The sequence below is a fragment of the Flagellimonas sp. CMM7 genome (assembly GCF_021390195.1).
Lineage (GTDB): Bacteria > Bacteroidota > Bacteroidia > Flavobacteriales > Flavobacteriaceae > Flagellimonas.
Genome location: NZ_CP090003.1, coordinates 1,664,207 through 1,683,306 on the forward strand (window position 1 = coordinate 1,664,207; position 19,100 = coordinate 1,683,306).

Annotated in this window: 17 protein-coding genes; 7 read left to right on the forward strand and 10 right to left on the reverse strand. The window is 37.4% G+C overall.

Annotated elements, in window-relative coordinates:
- Entirely contained in the window at positions 1-465 is a 465-nt protein-coding gene (locus LV704_RS07600) for an ASCH domain-containing protein (RefSeq protein WP_163420962.1), read from the forward strand.
- A 46-nt stretch (positions 466-511) separates the two neighbouring features.
- Here the strand turns inward: LV704_RS07600 and LV704_RS07605 are convergent, their stop codons facing one another.
- Genes LV704_RS07605 through LV704_RS07625 form a run of 5 tightly spaced genes read right to left on the reverse strand, consistent with a single transcriptional unit; the run spans position 512 to position 5,617 of the window.
- Positions 512-1,648, reverse strand: a complete 1,137-nt coding sequence (locus LV704_RS07605; RefSeq protein WP_163420961.1) for a Gfo/Idh/MocA family protein — start codon at positions 1,646-1,648, stop codon at positions 512-514.
- Between the two features lie 17 nt (positions 1,649-1,665).
- Positions 1,666-2,886 (reverse strand): sugar MFS transporter, encoded by a 1,221-nt coding sequence (locus tag LV704_RS07610; protein ID WP_163420960.1) that lies wholly within the window; start codon positions 2,884-2,886, stop codon positions 1,666-1,668.
- A 31-nt stretch (positions 2,887-2,917) separates the two neighbouring features.
- A complete protein-coding gene (locus LV704_RS07615) occupies positions 2,918-4,147 on the reverse strand; it encodes a nucleoside permease (RefSeq protein WP_163420959.1) in 1,230 nt (409 codons plus the stop codon).
- A gap of 9 nt (positions 4,148-4,156) precedes the next feature.
- Entirely contained in the window at positions 4,157-4,600 is a 444-nt protein-coding gene (locus LV704_RS07620; RefSeq protein ID WP_163420958.1) for a DinB family protein, read from the reverse strand.
- Positions 4,601-4,612: 12 nt separating this feature from the next.
- A complete protein-coding gene (locus LV704_RS07625; RefSeq protein ID WP_163420957.1) occupies positions 4,613-5,617 on the reverse strand; it encodes a sugar phosphate isomerase/epimerase in 1,005 nt (334 codons plus the stop codon).
- A gap of 136 nt (positions 5,618-5,753) precedes the next feature.
- On the opposite strand from LV704_RS07625, the gene LV704_RS07630 reads away from it, so the two are divergent.
- Both LV704_RS07630 and LV704_RS07635 read left to right on the forward strand, forming a co-directional pair.
- Positions 5,754-7,472, forward strand: a complete 1,719-nt coding sequence (locus LV704_RS07630; RefSeq protein WP_163420956.1) for a GMC oxidoreductase — start codon at positions 5,754-5,756, stop codon at positions 7,470-7,472.
- On the forward strand, positions 7,472-8,122 hold the full coding sequence (locus LV704_RS07635; RefSeq protein WP_163420955.1) for a gluconate 2-dehydrogenase subunit 3 family protein: 651 nt from the start codon (positions 7,472-7,474) through the stop codon (positions 8,120-8,122). The genes LV704_RS07630 and LV704_RS07635 overlap by 1 nt, the downstream gene beginning before the upstream one ends.
- A gap of 158 nt (positions 8,123-8,280) precedes the next feature.
- Here the strand turns inward: LV704_RS07635 and LV704_RS07640 are convergent, their stop codons facing one another.
- Both LV704_RS07640 and LV704_RS07645 read right to left on the reverse strand, forming a co-directional pair.
- Complete coding sequence (locus tag LV704_RS07640; RefSeq protein ID WP_163420954.1) at positions 8,281-10,758, reverse strand: ribonucleoside-diphosphate reductase subunit alpha; 2,478 nt, start codon at positions 10,756-10,758, stop codon at positions 8,281-8,283.
- A gap of 136 nt (positions 10,759-10,894) precedes the next feature.
- Positions 10,895-11,881 (reverse strand): ribonucleotide-diphosphate reductase subunit beta, encoded by a 987-nt coding sequence (locus tag LV704_RS07645; RefSeq protein WP_163420953.1) that lies wholly within the window; start codon positions 11,879-11,881, stop codon positions 10,895-10,897.
- 919 nt (positions 11,882-12,800) lie between these two features.
- Between LV704_RS07645 and LV704_RS07650 the strand changes: the two genes are divergently transcribed.
- Both LV704_RS07650 and LV704_RS07655 read left to right on the forward strand, forming a co-directional pair.
- Positions 12,801-13,535, forward strand: a complete 735-nt coding sequence (locus LV704_RS07650; protein WP_163420952.1) for a LytTR family DNA-binding domain-containing protein — start codon at positions 12,801-12,803, stop codon at positions 13,533-13,535.
- A 108-nt stretch (positions 13,536-13,643) separates the two neighbouring features.
- The gene (locus tag LV704_RS07655) at positions 13,644-15,518 is read left to right on the forward strand and encodes a tetratricopeptide repeat protein (RefSeq protein ID WP_163420951.1); all 1,875 of its coding nucleotides are present in this window, start codon (positions 13,644-13,646) and stop codon (positions 15,516-15,518) included.
- On the opposite strand, the gene LV704_RS07660 is transcribed toward LV704_RS07655, so the two are convergent.
- The gene (locus LV704_RS07660; RefSeq protein ID WP_163420950.1) at positions 15,508-16,080 is read right to left on the reverse strand and encodes a DUF3109 family protein; all 573 of its coding nucleotides are present in this window, start codon (positions 16,078-16,080) and stop codon (positions 15,508-15,510) included. The genes LV704_RS07655 and LV704_RS07660 overlap by 11 nt on opposite strands.
- A 120-nt stretch (positions 16,081-16,200) precedes the next feature.
- Here LV704_RS07660 and LV704_RS07665 point away from each other — a divergent pair, with 120 nt between their 5' ends.
- On the forward strand, positions 16,201-16,779 hold the full coding sequence (locus tag LV704_RS07665) for a MarC family protein (protein WP_163420949.1): 579 nt from the start codon (positions 16,201-16,203) through the stop codon (positions 16,777-16,779).
- 17 nt (positions 16,780-16,796) lie between these two features.
- Entirely contained in the window at positions 16,797-17,000 is a 204-nt protein-coding gene (locus tag LV704_RS07670) for a hypothetical protein (RefSeq protein WP_163420948.1), read from the forward strand.
- Here LV704_RS07670 and LV704_RS07675 read toward each other — a convergent pair.
- Together LV704_RS07675 and LV704_RS07680 are read right to left on the reverse strand one after the other, a co-directional pair.
- Positions 16,997-18,625, reverse strand: coding sequence for a S41 family peptidase (locus tag LV704_RS07675; protein WP_163420947.1), 1,629 nt, complete (start codon positions 18,623-18,625; stop codon positions 16,997-16,999). The genes LV704_RS07670 and LV704_RS07675 overlap by 4 nt on opposite strands.
- A gap of 15 nt (positions 18,626-18,640) precedes the next feature.
- Entirely contained in the window at positions 18,641-19,078 is a 438-nt protein-coding gene (locus tag LV704_RS07680; protein WP_163420946.1) for a dCMP deaminase family protein, read from the reverse strand.
- Positions 19,079-19,100 lie beyond the last annotated feature (22 nt).

A 19,100-nucleotide genomic window follows, 5' to 3' on the forward strand; every position in this document is an offset into this window, starting at 1 on the left:
ATGGAAAACGCTTCTGCCCGAAATCTATGGGGTGATTTTCTAGATGCCCATCTAGAGTTTGCCTCTGAAGATGCTCCAAGAGTGATACACTTTTGTGACAACGAAAAAGACGCTAACACCTGTGCGGACTTAGCTTGTAAAGATGTTAAACGTGCCACCTCACATTCGCTATTGGCTTTACAATTACGAAAAGAAGAACTGCCCAAAATAGGAGATTTTGCTGTGGTAACGGATTGGTCTGGAAAAGCTAAATGCATTATCAGAACCACCTCAGTAAAGTTGGTTCCCTACTTTGCAATTCATTCTGAACATGCACGGTTGGAAGGTGAAGGAGATAAAAGCATAGAACATTGGAAAAAGACCCATTGGGATTATTATACCAGAGAACTTTCCGAGTTTAACAGAATCCCGTTAGAAAGTATGATCGTTGTTTTTGAACGATTCGAGAAAGTCTTTCAAAGATAATGGCCGCAATAAGCGGCCATTAAAATCTTGTTTAGGGAAAAACAAATTAATCCATTTCTACCCAAACATTACCTTGTTTGTGTGAGGCTACTGTACCTTCAATAAAGTTCATCCCTCTTACGCCGTCATCCATGGTTGGGAATTCACCATCATTGTATTCTTCTCCTCTAATGGCTTTTGCTACTCCCAGGTAAATATTGGCCATAGAATCAAAAATACCTTCTGGGTGGCCAGGTGGCATTTTTGATGCACCCAAAGAGAGTTCTGAGTTATATGCGTGTCCTGGTTTATATACTTGAACCGGGGCAGTATCGCTCATTTTATACAGGAAATTAGGCTTCTCTTGCTCCCATCTTAGCGCTCCTTTTTCACCGTAAATAGCAATGGCTAAACCATTCTCTTCACCTGTAGCAACTTGACTAGACCTAATTACACCTTTTACATGTTCATCCATTCTGATAAGAACAGTACCATCTACATCCATTTGATTGTCTTCATACAAGTAATTAAAATCGCATAACAACGATTTAACCTGTAGTCCTGTCGTAAATTCAACCATGTTAAACGCATGGACTCCAATATCTCCCATGCATGAACTTATTCCTGCCTTTGTAGGATCTAAACGCCAAACAGAAGAACGTTTTTCCTTATCATGGATTACCGTATTTATCCATCCTTGGTAATATCTAGCATCCACTTTATGGATTTTACCCAACTCCCCGTTTTTAATCATCTCTCTCATTTGCCTTACCATGGGGTAACCGGTATAGGTATGAGTTAGGGCAAACACCTTTCCAGAATTCTTATGGGCCTCTTGAAGGGTTTTTGCTTCCTCATAATCCATGGTCATTGGCTTTTCGCAAATAACATGAAAGCCATTATCTAACAACTTCTTGGCCATTGGAAAATGCAGGAAATTCGGCGTTAAAACCGAGCAGACCTGAATACGCTCATTTTCAGGAAGTTTTAATTCTTCCTCAACTAGTGTATCAAAATCTTTATAAATTCTATTGATAGGCACATCAATTTCTTTGGCAAAAGCTACATTTTGCTCATAATCTGGGTTAAATACGGCTCCTACAATTTCATAATTGTCGTTAATGAACGAGGCTACTCTATGAAGCACTCCGATAAGGGAATCACCTCCCCCACCAATTATTCCTAATCTAATTTTTTTTGGCATTAATTTTCTTTTTTGATTTAATGTTCTTGTTTTAACCTTTTTTCTTCCAGTTTATTTCTCATCAAAAATAGGATTCCGAAAAGAACAATCAGTATTACTGGAAGCCACATGATATTCCCCAAGGTAGCTTGGCCGGCCACTAAATCTGCTGTCTCCGTAGAAACTCCTGAATCTAATGCCTGAGTTCTTTCTTTGTCCAGCATTTGACCAATTTTTGGAAGGGAAATTCCTGTAATCAACATTCCAAAACCGCCAATGATAGACATTCCCAATGCTCCAGTTTTATGGCTGTACTCACTTACAAATCCAATCATAGTGGGCCAAAAATACATAACGCCACATGAGAACAAAACAGCTGCAACATATACCATTGGACCTGTTGCGCTTGATAATAAAAACAGAGCAAGAGACGCAATTATTGCTGATCCAAATAGTACTCCAATTGGATTAAATTTATGAATAATCGGACCTGCAAAATACCTTCCCACGGCCATTAATCCGGTAACAATGGCTAAAATAATAAGTGGTGGCGCCCCCGCCTGGCCCAGCAATCTTTCTATAAATTGACCCGTTCCTAATTCTGTAGTAGCCGTTAATCCCATGCATATAAGCATGAAAATAAATAATGGAGTGAACATTGATTTGACATTTTTACTGATGTCGGATTCTATATTCTCTGCCTTTGGGAACTTTTGACCTAATATTAGGTAACCATACAGCAATGTGGGTACAATCATTATGGCAATTTGTATTTGCCAAGACAGTCCAATATTCCCCATTAACTCCCCAAGTAATGCCCCAATTACAATCCCTCCTGGAAACCAAACATGGAATTTATTAAGCATTGTAGTCCTATTTTTGGTATACATGTCTGCAATCAAAGGATTACAGGCTGCTTCAACTGCTCCGTTGGCAAGGCCTATAAAAAATGTGGAAACCAGTAATGGAACAAAACTCTTTGCTATAATTGTAAGAATCAAGCCTAGTAGGTGGCAAATAAAAGCTACCCATAATATGGGTTTGGGGCCAATTTTTGGATAAATAAGCCCTCCTATTATCATTGATACAGGGAATCCATAAAACGCCATTGAATTCATCCATCCAAGTTGGGTGTCATTGAATCCAAATTCAACATTCAGTTCTCCCATAATTCCAGCTCTTAACGCAAAGGTCATTGCAGTAACTATCAATGAGACACATGAAGCCAAAAACAGTCTATTCTTATTAATATTTTCCATCAAAATGTATTTGGTTAGTTATTTATTTGGTTCAATTTTTATATTCTACTTTCTCATTTTTAAAAACTAAAGCGAACAGTAGAAAAACAACCAAGGCAAATCCTGCAGGATACATCCATATGGTTTGCCACATGTGAGTAGCGTCTTCCAATAGATATGTATCTGTTATTTTTCCAGCTATCCAAAACCCAATAAGCATTCCCACGCCATAAGTAGCAAGGGTAATTAAACCTTGGGCCGCACTCTTATATTTCTCTCCAGCTTTGGTGTCCGTATATATTTGTCCAGATACAAAGAAAAAGTCGTAGCAAATACCGTGCAGTGCAATTCCAATAATTAGCATGAAGGCAAGCTCACCTGGATTTCCAAAGGCAAACAATACATAGCGAATGGTCCATGCTAGCATCCCAGCCAAAATAGTTTTTTTAAAACCATATTTTTTAAAGAAATAAGGCAACAAAAGCATAAAAAGCACTTCAGATATTTGTCCTATGGTCATTTTGCCCGTTGGATTGCTTACACCAATTTCCGAAAGAAATGGATTGGCATTTTGATAATAAAAAGCCAATGGAATACATATTAGGACAGAAGCAATAAAGAAAATGAGAAAATTTCTATCCTTTAAAAGTTTCAAGGCATCTAATCCCAATAAACTTGAAATATTGACTTTTTCATCTTTTGATACTCTTGGAGGAGTCTTTGGAAGTGTAAAGCTAAAAAGTCCCAGAATAGCCGAGGCTATTGCCACCATTAAAAAAGTGTTCTTTAACATCCCATCTAACCTTCCCTCCGGTGAATCCCAAAGAAACACATAACTAATAATCAACCCAGCAACAATCCATCCTATGGTTCCAAATACCCTAACCAAAGAGAATTCCTTGGCCGGATCTTTCATCTGATTGAAAGAAATTGAATTTACCAAGGCCAAGGTCGGCATATACAAAATCATATATCCTAAAACATAAGGGTAAAAAACAGCAAAGTCATCTATACCATACATTTGGTACATTAGAAATGCCCCAAGGAGATGTAGAATACCTAAAATTCGTTCAGCATTAAAATAGCGATCTGCTATTAAGCCTATAATGAATGGTGCTATAATAGCTCCCCATGATTGAGTTGAAAAAGCTTTCGCTATTTCTCCACCACTAGCATTTAAGTTTTCTCCTAGAAAAGTACCTAGGGTAACAAACCAACCTCCCCAGATGAAAAATTCTAAAAACATCATAAAGGATAGTTGGAACTTTGTTTTTGAAGTCATTATCGAAATTTATCTTTTGTAAAAAATATAATCTAAAGGTTGGGGCTCAATTCCAGCTATTCTGAAATCCATCAAAATTTGACCTCTATGGTGCGTGGAGTGGTTCACTATATGAAAAAGGATATCCTTGAGTTCGTTACCAAAGGTTCTTTCCTCACTATTTTCATAATCTATCCTCTTGGCAAAATCGTCTGCATTGATTATAATTTCAAAGGAGGTTCGCTGGTTCTCATAGTGAATGTCCTCCCAATCTTCAATTTCATGTTCTTGCCAAGCACTAAACTCAATCGGTTTTCCCACAATCCTGCGATTCCATATATGATGGGCATTTAGAATATGACTGAACAGTTTTATACAGTTCTCAGGAACCTTCTCCATAGCAGTGCATTGCTCAATGAGCTTTTTATTGCAATAGAAATTATAATCAAAATGCTGATGCAAAAATCCCTTCATAAACGCAGTGTTTTATGCAGATAGATTAAGTAATTTGTTCAATAAGTTTTTGGTGGCAATTATTCCTTCTTCTTCACTGAGCTCATCCCCTTCATATTCTACTCCTACATAACCCGAATAGCCCGAATCTTTGACAATTTTCATCATGCGGTCATAATCTGTGTGTGTCTCATTGCCTTGTTCATCAAAGTCATGAGACTTGGCACTTACGGCTTTGGCATAAGGCATTAATTCACCTATACCTTTATATCTATCGTATTCCTCAATACAGGGCGTGTCAAAATAAGATCCATCTTCTCTTTTCACGCAGAAATTCCCAAAATCTGGGAGTGTTCCACAATTGGGGAGGTTCACTTTTTCCATAACTTCAACCAACATGGCTGCATTAGAGGAGAATCCACCATGATTTTCCACTATTACATTGATGTTTTTATCTTTTGCGTAGTTGGAAAGCTGTGTAAGTCCATCAATAGAAGCGGGGGTCCACTCTTCAGCGATCTTACTGCCCATTAAGTTCACTCTTACAGAATGACACCCAAGTGCAGCTGCGGCATCTACCCACTTAAAATGATCTTCGATAGCCTTTTTTCTTTCTATCTCATCTGCGGCAGATAAATCTCCTTCATGATCAATCATAATAAGTAGATTTTCCAATCCATGTTTTTCACTTTCAGCTTTTGATTTTTCTATGAATTTATCCATAGCCTCTTTAGAAAAATTAGCAGCCTTAAGTTCGTCCTCATATAATTGACTTACATATTCCAAACCAGAAAAGCCCCACCCTTTTGCTTTTTCAGCAAATAGATATGGATCTAGCCCTTCTTCTCTAATCATTCTATGTATGGACCACTGTGCTAGCGAAAGCTTGAAAATTTGCTCTGGTGCCGCTGGAGTTTCTTCTAGCATTTCTGTCTCTGTTATTTCTTTTTTCTTGCTTTGTTTACATGCATATGTACCTAACAGTGTAAGTGCAATTCCTGCTTGGGCACCATTTTGAATAAAATTCCTTCTCTTCATAAGGGTTGATTGTCTAATATTAAATAGAATTAAAAAACTACAACGTTATAGTAGTGAATTCTCAATAAACATAAGGATTAAATGTAGAAAATTAATTTAATAATTAATACATTTATGAAATAAACAATCCTATTAAATGAGTAAATTTTATTACAACGAAGAGCAGGAATCATACGATGCCATTGTAGTGGGAACGGGCATTAGTGGTGGTTGGGCTGCTAAGGAACTATGCGAAAATGGACTAAAAACACTGGTTTTGGAACGAGGTCGTATGGTTAATCATATTACTGATTACCCCACAGCAAATCTAGACCCTTGGGATTTTCCAAACAATGGGGAATTGTCTCCAGAGAAGATTGCCAGACAGGAGAAACAAAATAGAACAGGTTACACTGTAAAAGCTCCTCATAATTTTTGGTTTGTAGATGATATAGATCATCCCTATAATGAAACCAAGCGTTTTGATTGGATGAGAGGATATCATGTAGGTGGACGTTCATTATTGTGGGGACGTCATAGTTACCGTTGGAGTGAAATTGATTTTGAGGCCAATAAAAAAGAAGGCGTTGCCGTTGATTGGCCAGTACGCTACAAAGACATTGCTCCTTGGTATGATAAGGTTGAAAGTTATATAGGGGTTTCAGGAGAGTTATTGAATTTACCTCAGTTACCTGATGGGAAATTTGAACCCATGATGGAGCTCAATTGTGTGGAACAGCATGTGCGTGAAAGCGTTTCTGATCATTTTGACGGACGTGTTATTACAGCGGGTAGAGTTGCCCATATTAACAGTGATAAAAAGTTTGATGGTTTAAACCGGAGTTCTTGTAAATTTAGAAACAGATGTATTAGAGGTTGTCCTTTTGGCGCATATTTTAGCAGTAATTCTTCTACATTGCCGGCTGCTGAACGAACAGGTAATATGACTTTGCGTCCAGACTCCATAGTGCATGAAGTCATCTATGATGCAGATACAAAAAAGGCTACAGGGGTAAAAGTCATAGACCGTGTCACCAAAGAGGTTTTTGAATTTAAGGCCAAGGTAATTTTCCTTTGCGCTTCTGCTGTTGCATCCACTTCAATTTTAATGCAATCCAAGTCCGATAGATTCCCTAACGGAATGGGTAACGATTCAGGGGAATTGGGTCATAATATTATGGACCATCATTTTAAGGCTGGTGCTAGAGGTAAAATGGATGGTTTTGATGATAAGTACTATAAAGGAAGAAAGCCTAACGGAATTTATGTTCCACGTTTCAGAAACTTGGGAGGTAATAGCAATATGAAAGACTTTACCAGAGGCTACGGGTATCAAGGCGGAGCAGGAAGAGGTGATTACGAGGCTGCCATAGCCGAAGTTTCTCATGGAAAAGAGCTTAAAGATGCTATACTTAAACCTGGAGGCTGGAATATGAACATGTTAGGTTTTGGAGAAATCTTACCTTATCATGAAAATAAAATGACCCTAGACTACGACAAGAAAGATCAATGGGGTCTGCCTACGGTGACTTTTGATGCCGAGATAAAAGAAAATGAACTTAACATGCGCAAGGATATGCAGGAACAGGCGGCAGCAATGCTTGAAAAGTCTGGAGTACGTGATATTGAAACCTATGATGAAACGTATGCGTTAGGCTTGGGAATACATGAAATGGGAACTGCCAGAATGGGTAGAGATCCTAAAACTTCTGTATTAAACGGAAACAATCAAGTACATGCGGTTAAAAACGTTTATGTTACGGATGGGGCTTTTATGACATCTGCAAGTTGCGTAAATCCCTCATTGACCTATATGGCTTTTACTGCAAGAGCTGCTAGCCATGCGGCCCAAGAACTTAAAAAAGGAAACATATAATGAAAAGAAGAGTTGCACTTAAAAATATGGGGTTGGCCTTTGGGTATACCGTTGCTGCTCCAACCCTTTTGGGAATAGTACAAAGCTGTAATAGCAAGAAAGTATTAGATTGGACTCCTGAATTCTTTTCTAAAGATGAAGGAACCGTTTTACATACACTTGTAGATATCTTATTGCCAAAAACCGACACGCCTTCTGCTACAGAAGTAAATGTGCATATGTTCTTAGATAAATTTGCAAATGAAGTTCTTCCAAAGGAGCATCAAGATTTTTTAAAAATGGGCATGAGCAAGTTTACAGACAAAGTTTTGGCTTCAGCACAGAAAGAGTCTCTTGCAGACTTGGATGAGGAGGATTTAGAGCCTGTTTTTGCCACATATCTTAAGAAAAGAACGGATGAGGTTGAAGAAACCCATGGAAAAGCCTTAGAAGCTTACTTTATGGCTGTTGAAGAAAATGGCAGTGCTCAACTAGACGATGAAATCTCATGTTTCAGTTTTGCTAACTCGCTACGTGATCTTTCAATCTGGTCTTATAAGACCTCCGAATATGTAGGTGAAGAAGTTTTAGCTTATCTCCCTGTTCCAGGTGAATATATAGGTTGTGAAGATGAACAAACATTGACCCAAGGTAAGGCTTGGTCATTATAAAACATCCAACAATAATTATAAAAAAGCCCCTTTAAAAGGGGCTTTTTTATTAAATCTCTAGTTCAGAAAAATACCCCGGAAGTTGTTCTTTGTGGGGTGAACTTCTCCGAGGTATCTATTTAATAAACACTATCACATACTGATAAGTTCAGTACAAACTATGATCCACACATTAAGCAGTCATCGTCTGCTTGGCCCTCTTTGGCCCGTGCAATCATCTCTTTCATTTCTTCAGCGGTCATCGGTTGAATATCCACTTCTTGTTGGCTTGCCGATGTAGTTTCTACCTTAAGTGCTTCTGCCCCTCCTGGCGTTGCTGCTATAACTTCTGCTTCTGCAGCCACACTAACAGGAACTTCCTTCTTTTTGGTATTGTCCAAGGTGAATTTAATTGCGTCTACGGCCGCCTTGGTTCTTAGGTAGTACATTCCTGTTTTAAGTCCACTTTTCCATGCATAGAAGTGCATAGAAGTCAGCTTAGAGTAATTAGCATTTTCCATGAACAGGTTCAAAGACTGACTTTGATCAATAAAATAGCCACGTTGTCTGCTCATATCAATAATATCCTTCATGCTAAGCTCCCAAACTGTCTTGTACAGTTCTCTAATGTCTTGTGGGATGGTTTCTATATGTTGAATAGACCCGTTAGCACGCATCAATTCTTGCTTCATGTTTTCGTTCCAAAGACCCAAGCTTACTAAATCTTCCAACAGATGCTTGTTTACAACGATAAACTCCCCTGAAAGTACTCTTCGAGTATAAATGTTGGACGTATATGGTTCAAAACATTCATTATTCCCAAGTATTTGAGAAGTAGATGCTGTTGGCATTGGTGCCACCAATAAAGAGTTACGAACGCCGTTTTTCTTCACTTCTTTTCTCAATTTGGCCCAATCCCAACGTCCAGAAAGTTCTTCGTCTTTAACGCCCCAAAGATTGTGTTGAAACTCTCCTTGTTCAATGGGAGAGCCTTTATATGATGAGTACGGCCCTTCCTCTTTCGCTTGTTCCATAGAAGCGGTAACGGCTGCAAAGTATAGGGTCTCAAATATCTCTTGATTCAATTTCTTAGCTTCATCACTGGTGAATGGCAAGCGCAACATGATAAACGCGTCCGCCAAGCCCTGTACTCCAAGACCAATAGGTCTATGGCGCATATTGGAATTTTCAGCTTCTTTAACTGGGTAGTAGTTTCTGTCTATTACCTTGTTGAGATTCTTGGTAACTCTTTTTGTAACCTTGAACAATTCTTTGTGGTCAAACTCCCCATTTTTTATAAACATTGGTAAAGCTATAGAGGCCAGGTTACATACTGCTACTTCATCTGGAGAGGTATACTCTAAAATCTCTGTACATAGATTTGAAGAACGAATGGTTCCTAAATTCTTCTGATTGCTCTTACGGTTGGCAGCATCCTTGTACAACATATATGGTGTGCCTGTTTCAATCTGAGATTCTAATATTTTCTCCCAAAGATCTCGAGCTTTTACCGTTTTACGTCCTTTGCCTTCAGCTTCGTATTGCAAATACAGTTTCTCAAACTCTTCACTGTGATTTGTAAAAAGTCCTGGGCATTCGTTGGGACACATTAATGTCCATTCTTCATTCGCTTCTACCCTTTTCATGAAAAGGTCAGAAATCCACATGGCATAAAATAAATCCCGTGCACGCATTTCTTCTTTTCCATGATTCTTTTTCAAGTCAAGAAACTCGTAGATATCTGCATGCCACGGCTCCATATAGATTGCAAAACTTCCTTTACGTTTTCCTCCACCTTGATCCACATATCTGGCAGTATCATTAAAAACTTGAAGCATCGGTACAATTCCGTTAGAAGTGCCATTAGTACCAGCGATATAAGATCCCGTAGCTCGTACATTGTGGATAGATAGTCCTATACCGCCAGCAGATTGCGAAATTTTAGCCGTTTGCTTCAAGGTATCATAAATACCATCTATACTGTCATCTTTCATTGCTAAAAGAAAGCAAGAAGACATTTGTGGTTTAGGTGTCCCTGAATTGAATAAGGTAGGCGTAGCATGAGTGAAGTATTTCTTCGACATCAACTCATACGTTTCTATTGCAGCATCCAAATCGTTTAAATGAATACCTATAGAAACACGCATCAGCATATGTTGCGGGCGCTCTGCTATTTTCCCGTTCAGCTTTAACAAATATGAACGTTCCAATGTTTTAAAACCGAAGTAATCGTAGCCAAAATCACGGTTATAAATAATTGTCGAATCCAATTTTTCCGAGTTCTCAGAAATCACTGCATAAACCTCATCCGATAGAAGCGGTGCTTTTTTACCGGTTCTGGGGTTTACGTATTCATACAAATCCTTCATGGTTTCTGAGAAGGATTTTTTGGTGTTCTTATGCAGGTTGGAAACTGAAATACGAGCTGCCAGCTTTGCATAATCTGGATGCGTAGTAGTCATGGTTGCAGCAATCTCTGCTGCTAAATTGTCCAGTTCAGATGTAGTTACACCATCATAAAGCCCCTCTATGACACGCATAGCAACTTTTAGTGGATCTACCAGCCCGTTAAGGCCATAACACAATTTTCTTACTCTGGCCGTGATCTTATCGAACATGATCAGCTCTTTTCTTCCATCTCTTTTTACTACATACATGTGGCTACTATTATTTTAAATGATACGTTTGTTGGTTATACCAGCATACACTTTAATTGCGTTGGAAAATTCCAGCACGCTTAGGTTAAGATCAAGAAAACACTAGGGGATAGTGTTTTCGTAAAGGTTGGTCAATCTAAAAATCAGCGTCGAAACTGATTTTTTGTGAATCTTCATCTTTTTCTTTATTAAGAACACCTGCCTTTTGATATTCAGACACGCGCTTTTCAAAGAAATTGGTCTTGCCCTGAAGTGAAATCATATCCATGAAATCAAATGGGTTGGTAGCGTTGTATACTTTTTCGCATTCTAATTCTACCAATAATCTATCGGTTACAAACTCCAAGTATTGTGTCATCAATTTAGAGTTCATTCCAATAAGACTTGCCGGAAGTGACTCGGTAATAAATTCCCTTTCTATGTTAAGAGCATCTGTTAAAATTGCAGTAATCCGCTCTTTAGGAACTTTATTGATCAGGTGTTTGTTGTGTAAATGAACCGCATAGTCACAGTGCATGCCCTCATCCCTAGATATTAACTCGTTAGAGAATGTAAGTCCAGGCATTAAGCCCCTCTTCTTTAACCAAAAAATAGAGCAGAAAGCGCCAGAAAAGAAAATTCCCTCAACCGCTGCAAAGGCGATCAATCTTTCTGCAAAACTGGGAGACTCAATCCAATTTAATGCCCAATCCGCCTTCTTTTTAATTGCAGGAAAGTTCTCAATGGCCTTGAACAGCACATTTTTCTCCTTTTCATCTTTCACATACGTATCAATCAGCAAAGAATACGTTTCTGAATGAATGTTCTCCATCATAATCTGAAATCCGTAGAAAAACTTTGCTTCCGCGTATTGAACTTCACTTACAAAATTCTCTGCCAAATTCTCGTTCACAATACCATCAGATGCAGCAAAAAAAGCAAGGATGTGCTTTATAAAATAACGTTCATCATCATTCAATTTATTGTTCCAATCCGTCAAATCTTCATGAAGATCTATTTCTTCGGCAGTCCAAAAACAAGCCTCGCATTTTTTGTACCATTCCCAAAGGTCATCATGCTTAATTGGAAAAATTACAAATCTATCTTCATTTTCTTCTAATATGGGCTCAATGGCTGTTGACATACGTACTTGTTACAATGTTTATAATTTGGAAAGGAAATTTCCTTGTGAACAGGGCAAACAAAGATTCAAAAATGTAACCAGATTGTAAAGTTTGTTTTATCAAAACCAATGTAAAGTTTTTAACACAACATGTTGAAATCTAGGTTCGCAAGTGATGTTGATTGGGCTGCTGGGATTACGGTCTTGGTGAAGTTTTTTTGTCAAGATTCAACAATAACAAAAAAGACCAAAAAGTATATTGTAATATACTTTTTGGTCTTAATTATTTATGAAAATTGCGCTTAAAGCCACTTTATTGAATTCATTACCAAACAGTACGGCCACTTTCAGCTTTAACCTTGGAATGCACTTTAATCTTAGGTAGTTCCCCCGAAACCCAAAACCAAAATTCAGAACCTTAGTATAGCCGAAGATTTTATTTTGCAAGCAGTTTCTAAAATCAAGAGGTTGGTTGCTCGGCCGTACATTTGTTTGTTGGTAATGTATATGAACTTGTTCTGTTGAAACCTTCTAGTCTACATTGACGACTTTGTCCCAATCTGACTGCATTTTTAGTTCCTTACTCTCTAACACAGCAGCGAATATTAGAGTAAATATCAAAATCACGAATAATACAACACACTTTTTCATTGTAAAATCATTAAGGTTGTTTCTTAATTTTTGATAGAGCCAAATTATAAAAGAAAAAGCTCCGCAGGGCCTAGTATGTATAATCGGTTACATTTTATGTATAAATGGTTTTTGGCCTTTTTGGCCCTTTATAGGGTAACAAGAATAAACAGCTGCCACTTAGGTGAAGTTCTTCAAAATCTCATTACGTTCCTTTTTTTACCAATTATAAGCGTTAAATGTCCATTAGCACATATTTTTAAATACCTTATACAGAATAGTCCTAAATTTGGATTTGATAATCTAAGGAATGTTAGAAGCAGTTATTGTAGATGATGAGGTAAAGGCTTTACAAAGCTTAAGTTGGGAATTGACCAACCTGAGCGATGAAGTTGACATAATTGCGTCTTTCACAGATGCACATGAAGCCTTGGACTATCTTGAGCGAAATACACCAGATTGTCTCTTTTTAGACATTGAAATGCCGGCAATGGATGGTTTTCAGTTTATTAAGAATTTGAAAAACAAAGATTTTCCTGTTGTTATTACCACGGCTTATAATCAATATGCGCTTCAGGCTTTAAAGAATGAGGCCATTGACTATTTGTTAAAACCCATTGATACTGATGACCTTCAGGTAACCATTTCTAAAATAAAAAAGTACAACACCAAAAATTTGACCATAGACAAGTTGGAGAAAATTTTGTTGAACTTTAATGCGGAATCCCATAGTAAAAAGATAACAATAAACACCGATGGAAAGTTATTGTTCTTGAATAGTGATGATATACTTTATGCGGAATCCGATGGAAACTACAGTACTATATTTCTAAGCGATGGTCAAAAAATCCTATTAACAAAAAAGCTCAAGGAGGTAAATAATTTATTACCGGATAATAGCTTTTTTAGAATACACAATTCATATATTATCAATTTAAACAAGATAAAAGAGTTTCTAAAAACAGATGGCTATGTGGTTTTGGAATCCAACCATAAAATTCCTGTCTCTAGACAAAAAAAATCTGATTTTTTGGATATGCTATAACTTCCCAAGACACCTGTGTTTAATATACAAGCTATAAAGACCGAAAACCTACGCCCGCAAAAAAATATTATAGTATTATTTTTTTTCCTTTTTCTGGTTCCATATAGCATGCTCTCTCAAGAAATTCCAGAAGCATTCAAGGAAAAAGCCAAAAGGATTATTCAAATGAATCCCAAGAGTTATCTTTCTTTGGATACAGAGTTGAAATTCGAAAAGAGAGATACTACCTTGTTACGATATTTTGCCGATTTGTGTGAAAAGGAAAACTATTTGGAAGGACAATCCTATGCGCTAGACCAAATTGGAGCAAAATACCGCAACATTTCCAAGTTTAAGCTGGCTGTAGATCTTCATGAAAAAGCATTGGAATTAGCCGAGGAAGCGAACAATACCGAACTAAAAGTAAGAGCCCTCAACATGTTAGGCGTAGTTTACAGACGAACGGATGCAATAAAGACCGCCTTGGATTATAATCAAAAAGCCTTAGAACTTGCTGAGGAGGTGGAGAATCCATCGCACCATATTAAAAGAAACATTAATGTTTCATTAAACTGTATTGGCAATCTCTACCAAACTATAGAGCAATATGACCTTGCCATTATCCAGTTTAAAAGAGCTTTAAAATTTGAGGAAGAACTTGATAATAAACTGGGGCTTGCTATCAATTATCAAAATATTGGAAATTGCATGGAACTGAAAGATGATTTAGAAGGTGCGATGGAAAACTATAGAAAATCGCTTGCCTACAACGAAGAAATCAACTCCAACTACGGTAAAATTATCTGCAAAAACAGTCTTGCCCAGATTTATCTTAAGCAAGATATGCCTTATGCTGCATTGGTGTTATTAGAACCTCTGCTTGAACCATCAAGGTCCATAGGCGACTATTTCATTACCCCATTGGTATTTATCAATACAGGTTGGGCACATACAGAATTGGGCAATTATGACAAGGCGCAAAATTTTATTTTGGAGGGTTTGGAAATGGCACAAACTCATAGCATTCCAAGTAATATATTGTATGCTTACCAGAAACTTTCTGATTTTGAAGAAACCCGCGGCAACTATAAGGTAGCCTACGATTATTATAAAAAAGCAGATGAGTACGATGAGGAGATTTCCAGTGCTACCAATTTCAGGTACATGAATGATATCATTGTCAGATATGAAGCGGACAAAAAGAATAACCAGATCTCAGTATTGGCCAAAGAAAATGAAATTGTGCGCCTAAGGCTTAGGAAAAATCAGACCACTCTTTTGGTCAGTGCTTTAATTGTAGGGTTAATTTCTTCTATACTTTACATTCTATATCGTCAATACCAAAGTAAGAATGAGAAAAGGGTTCTTACCCTAGAACAGAACATGCTCCGCAGTCAAATGAATCCTCATTTCTTGTTCAACTCGTTGAACTCGATTAAGCTTTATATTATAAATAACGAGCAAAAAAATGCAGTACACTACCTAAACAAGTTTTCCAAGTTAATTCGAAAAATACTAGAGGCCTCTTCAGTAAAGGAAATCACTTTAGCAGAGGAGCTGGAAACCGTAGAATTATACATGAACATTGAAAACATACGCTTCTCCAATGAAATAGACTTTAAGATTTCGGTGGATAAGAGTATAAATCCAGATAGCATAAAAGTACCTTCTTTGGCATTACAACCCTTTTTGGAAAATTCGCTTTGGCATGGTCTTTCACCAAAGGAGGGTGAAAAAATTATCCATCTAAATGTAAAAAAGAAAAACCAGAGCCATGTATCCATAGAGATAGTTGACAACGGTGTTGGACGGGGCGCAGCTCAAACGAATAAGGAAAATAGAGTGCTAAAAAGAAAGTCCGTTGGGATTCGGATTACTAAAGAGCGTTTGGCCAATTTTTCCAAAGATTACCAAAACAGTTTTGAAGTGGATATAGTCGATTTATTTGACGAAAATGGTAGCCCTAGAGGTACAAAAGTAATATTGGATATCCCTACTGTTTAGCGTTTCCCAATGCCACTTGTTCCAATTCCCTATACCAATCTTCCCCAAATTTTCTAATTAAAGCTTCCTTTACAAATTTGTAGACAGGAACTTTTAGCTCTTCCCCTAAACTACAAGCAGGGTCGCAAATTTCCCACTTGTGATAATTAACAGCAGTAAATTCTGAGTATTCTCTTGTTCTAACAGGGTACAAATGACACGAAACCGGTTTTTTCCAAGTGGTTGCACCATCATTGTAAGCCTCCTCTAAACCACATTTGGAAATTCCATTCTCCGAAAAAATAACATACGCACATTCACTCTTGTTAACTAAAGGGGTTTCCCATTCTCCATCCTCTCCCTTTACAAAAGCCCCTTGTTCCATAATTGCTTCTATACCTTCTGCACGCAGATAAGGTTTAACATCCTTAAAAACATCCACAAGCACTTCTGTTTCAGAATCTTCCAAAGGGGCACCATATTGTCCATCTACACAACAAGCTCCTTTACAGGCATTTAAATTACAAACAAAATCGTTGCTAATGATTTCTTCAGAAATTATGGTTTTTCCTATTTGGAACATGATAATCGTTGCTTTTTGGGCAAAGGTAATTTAAAACCTAAAAATTGATGTTTTCTATACATTTATCTGAGATCTAAAAACGCTTTTTACCCGTAAATTTGCAAACATATTCACAATCCAATGAATTTAAATATAAAGGAGATAGTAACCGCAAGCATGATTCTTTTTGCTGTTATAGATATTTTAGGCAGTGTTCCCATTATTATATCGTTAAGAGGCAAGGTAGGCCACATTCAGTCTGAAAAAGCCTCCATTGTAGCTGCCTGTATTATGGTGGCCTTTCTTTTTGTTGGGGAAAGTATTCTGGGTTTGATTGGTATTGATGTAAACTCCTTTGCCGTGGCCGGGGCATTTGTCATTTTCTTTTTGGCCTTGGAAATGGTTTTGGGCATTACCCTCTTTAAAGATGATGAACCCGAAAGCGCCTCGGTTGTGCCCATCGCTTTCCCACTTATTGCCGGAGCTGGAACATTGACTTCTATTTTGGCCTTACGGGCAGAATATCATGTTGAAAACATTATAGTGGCCATTGTAGTAAATATTATCTTTGTATATATAGTGCTTAAGTCCAGTGCTAAAATAGAACGGATTTTAGGCAAGAATGGACTCAGCGTAATTCGTAAAGTTTTTGGGGTTATTCTTTTGGCAATTGCCGTAAAGCTTTTTGCCACGAACGTTAATCAGATGCTGGGCAACTAACATCATGTTTTTTATTTATGAACAAGACATTTAGTATCGTTTTAATTTTTTTAGCCTTAGGGTTGATTGCATATAATGTGACATTGGTGGACTTTACAAATCCTTTTCAAGGCGATAGTACCATTGCATTGATAGGCATTATAGCTTCATTATGTGCCATAGTTCTTCTTTTGATTTTTATGACATCAAAAAAAATCGACAAAAAACTTAAGGAGAATTAATCTTGTAGTTTAAGGGACCCTACTTCAGATTGGTCAAAAATTGCAGCATCCAGTACTTTGACTTTTTCCAGCATTGCATCATGGGTTCCTTTAATTTGTGCTGACAAATTGGGAGAAAATAATTGTTCGGCAATATTTGCCTTTAGATATGCCTTTATTTTTTCCTCATAGGCGTAGAAGTCCAACTTTATTTTTCTGTTCAATACAAATTGAATGAATTCGTCAAAAAGTATATCATCAATTTTAAACTCATCTAAAAATTGATTTTTAGTAAAGTCCGAGTAACGTTTACGATCTTTTTCCAAATGTTCAAAAATGAATCTTGAAAAGAATTCGTAGGTATCGTCCATACTCTCAATAGCTTCTTCTTCGTTACTGCCAATGGGAACAAAAACATCTGGAATAATACCGCCACCACCATATACAATCTTCCCTTTTGGAGTTTTAAATTTTAAAGAATCTGCAACCTTTATACTGTCAACAGAAATTAATTCACCGCTACTATACCGTTCCATAAATGTCTGGTAGTAGTCTTTGTGCCCTTTTTCATAAGATTTTTGAATGGAGCGTCCGGTTGGAGTGTAATACCTTGAAACGGTTAGGCGCACAGCAGAACCATCTCCTAAATCCATTTCTCTTTGAACAAGCCCTTTACCAAAAGATCGTCTTCCAACGATGGTTCCTATATCATTATCTTGCAGAGCTCCTGCAATAATTTCACTTGCTGAAGCTGAACGTTCATTGATAAGCACGTAAACTGGTTTATCTTCAAAATCTCCCTTTTTGGTAGCAAAAGCTTTCTTTATTCTCCCTTTTTTGTTCTTGGTATAGAGAATAAGCTTATCATCTTCTAAAAACTCATCTGCCAATTTTTCTGCAATACCAAGATAGCCCCCAGGATTATCCCTTAAATCTAGCACCAATTTTTCCGCTCCTCGTAATTTGAGTTTTCTAAGTGCATCCTTAAATTCCCCAAACGTAGATTCTGCAAAACGGTTGATCTTAATGTAACCCATATCCCTTGAAAGCATATAGTATGCATCAACACTCTTAATGGGAACCCTATCCCTGGTTACCGTAACGCTTAAGGTCCTGTTTGTAGACTTTCGAAATACTTTTAAATCAACTTTAGTACCTATTTTCCCTTTAAGTTTAGAAACAACATCATTATTTGAAGTTCTTCTCCCAAAAAGAGTATCGTTATCAGCAATCAATATTCGATCTCCAGGTTTGATACCACTCATGTAGCTGGGGCCGTTCTTTATGGTTCGTATGACCGTAATGGTGTCCCTGTACATATAAAAGCTCACACCTATGCCCACAAAATCCCCCTTCATGCTTTCAGATACTTCCCTCATTTCACTTTTTGGAATGTAAACTGAATGCGGGTCTAATTTCCCCAAAATATTGTTGACGGTAACGTCCACAATACTATCCGTGTTTATTTCATCAACATATTCGTAATCAATATAATCGATCAACCTGTTCAGCTTGTCTTTTTTGGAATTGGTAGAGAACAGTTTTTCCGGGGTATCATCAAAATGAAGTTTTCCTCCTATAAAAATTCCTACGGCTACCGCAAGAGCAATCAATGTAGGTAGTATGTAGCTATATTTTTTTTTCATAATCTAAATGGTGGGTTATACCATTTCTTCTAAAATAGGTAAGTGATGGGTAGTTACTCCAGCACGTTCTAAAAACTTTAATCCAGAATCGTCTTTGTAAGCGGTTTGATATACCACACGTTTTATGCCAGATTGATGTATCAACTTGCTACACTCCCTGCAAGGAGATAGTGTAATGTATAAGGTGGCCCCTTCACAGGATTGGGTGGATGATGCCACTTTTAAAATGGCATTGGCCTCTGCATGCAACACATACCATTTGGTATATCCTTCCTCATCCTCACAAAAATTTTCAAAACCAGTAGGGGTTCCATTGTAACCATCAGATATAATCATTCTATCTTTTACAATGATCGCTCCTACCTGTTTTCTATGGCAATAGGAAAGTTTTCCCCATTCTTTGGCCATTCTTAAATAGGCCTTGTCGTACTTTTCTTGTTTACCCTCCTTCATACTTCGGAAATAACCCGATATT

Excerpts from the sequence above, each read along its gene's own strand:
- LV704_RS07635 (WP_163420955.1), top strand. The coding sequence starts at position 7,472 with ATGAAAAGAAGAGTTGCACTTAAAAATATGGGGTTGGCCTTTGGGTAT.
- LV704_RS07610 (WP_163420960.1), bottom strand. The coding sequence starts at position 2,886 with ATGGAAAATATTAATAAGAATAGACTGTTTTTGGCTTCATGTGTCTCA.
- LV704_RS07640 (WP_163420954.1), bottom strand. The coding sequence starts at position 10,758 with ATGTATGTAGTAAAAAGAGATGGAAGAAAAGAGCTGATCATGTTCGAT.
- LV704_RS07655 (WP_163420951.1), top strand. The coding sequence starts at position 13,644 with ATGCTCTCTCAAGAAATTCCAGAAGCATTCAAGGAAAAAGCCAAAAGG.
- LV704_RS07660 (WP_163420950.1), bottom strand. The coding sequence starts at position 16,080 with ATGTTCCAAATAGGAAAAACCATAATTTCTGAAGAAATCATTAGCAAC.
- LV704_RS07625 (WP_163420957.1), bottom strand. The coding sequence starts at position 5,617 with ATGAAGAGAAGGAATTTTATTCAAAATGGTGCCCAAGCAGGAATTGCA.
- LV704_RS07670 (WP_163420948.1), top strand. The coding sequence starts at position 16,797 with ATGAACAAGACATTTAGTATCGTTTTAATTTTTTTAGCCTTAGGGTTG.
- LV704_RS07615 (WP_163420959.1), bottom strand. The coding sequence starts at position 4,147 with ATGACTTCAAAAACAAAGTTCCAACTATCCTTTATGATGTTTTTAGAA.
- LV704_RS07650 (WP_163420952.1), top strand. The coding sequence starts at position 12,801 with ATGTTAGAAGCAGTTATTGTAGATGATGAGGTAAAGGCTTTACAAAGC.
- LV704_RS07630 (WP_163420956.1), top strand. The coding sequence starts at position 5,754 with ATGAGTAAATTTTATTACAACGAAGAGCAGGAATCATACGATGCCATT.
- LV704_RS07675 (WP_163420947.1), bottom strand. The coding sequence starts at position 18,625 with ATGAAAAAAAAATATAGCTACATACTACCTACATTGATTGCTCTTGCG.
- LV704_RS07600 (WP_163420962.1), top strand. The coding sequence starts at position 1 with ATGGAAAACGCTTCTGCCCGAAATCTATGGGGTGATTTTCTAGATGCC.
- LV704_RS07680 (WP_163420946.1), bottom strand. The coding sequence starts at position 19,078 with ATGAAGGAGGGTAAACAAGAAAAGTACGACAAGGCCTATTTAAGAATG.
- LV704_RS07665 (WP_163420949.1), top strand. The coding sequence starts at position 16,201 with ATGAATTTAAATATAAAGGAGATAGTAACCGCAAGCATGATTCTTTTT.
- LV704_RS07645 (WP_163420953.1), bottom strand. The coding sequence starts at position 11,881 with ATGTCAACAGCCATTGAGCCCATATTAGAAGAAAATGAAGATAGATTT.
- LV704_RS07620 (WP_163420958.1), bottom strand. The coding sequence starts at position 4,600 with ATGAAGGGATTTTTGCATCAGCATTTTGATTATAATTTCTATTGCAAT.
- LV704_RS07605 (WP_163420961.1), bottom strand. The coding sequence starts at position 1,648 with ATGCCAAAAAAAATTAGATTAGGAATAATTGGTGGGGGAGGTGATTCC.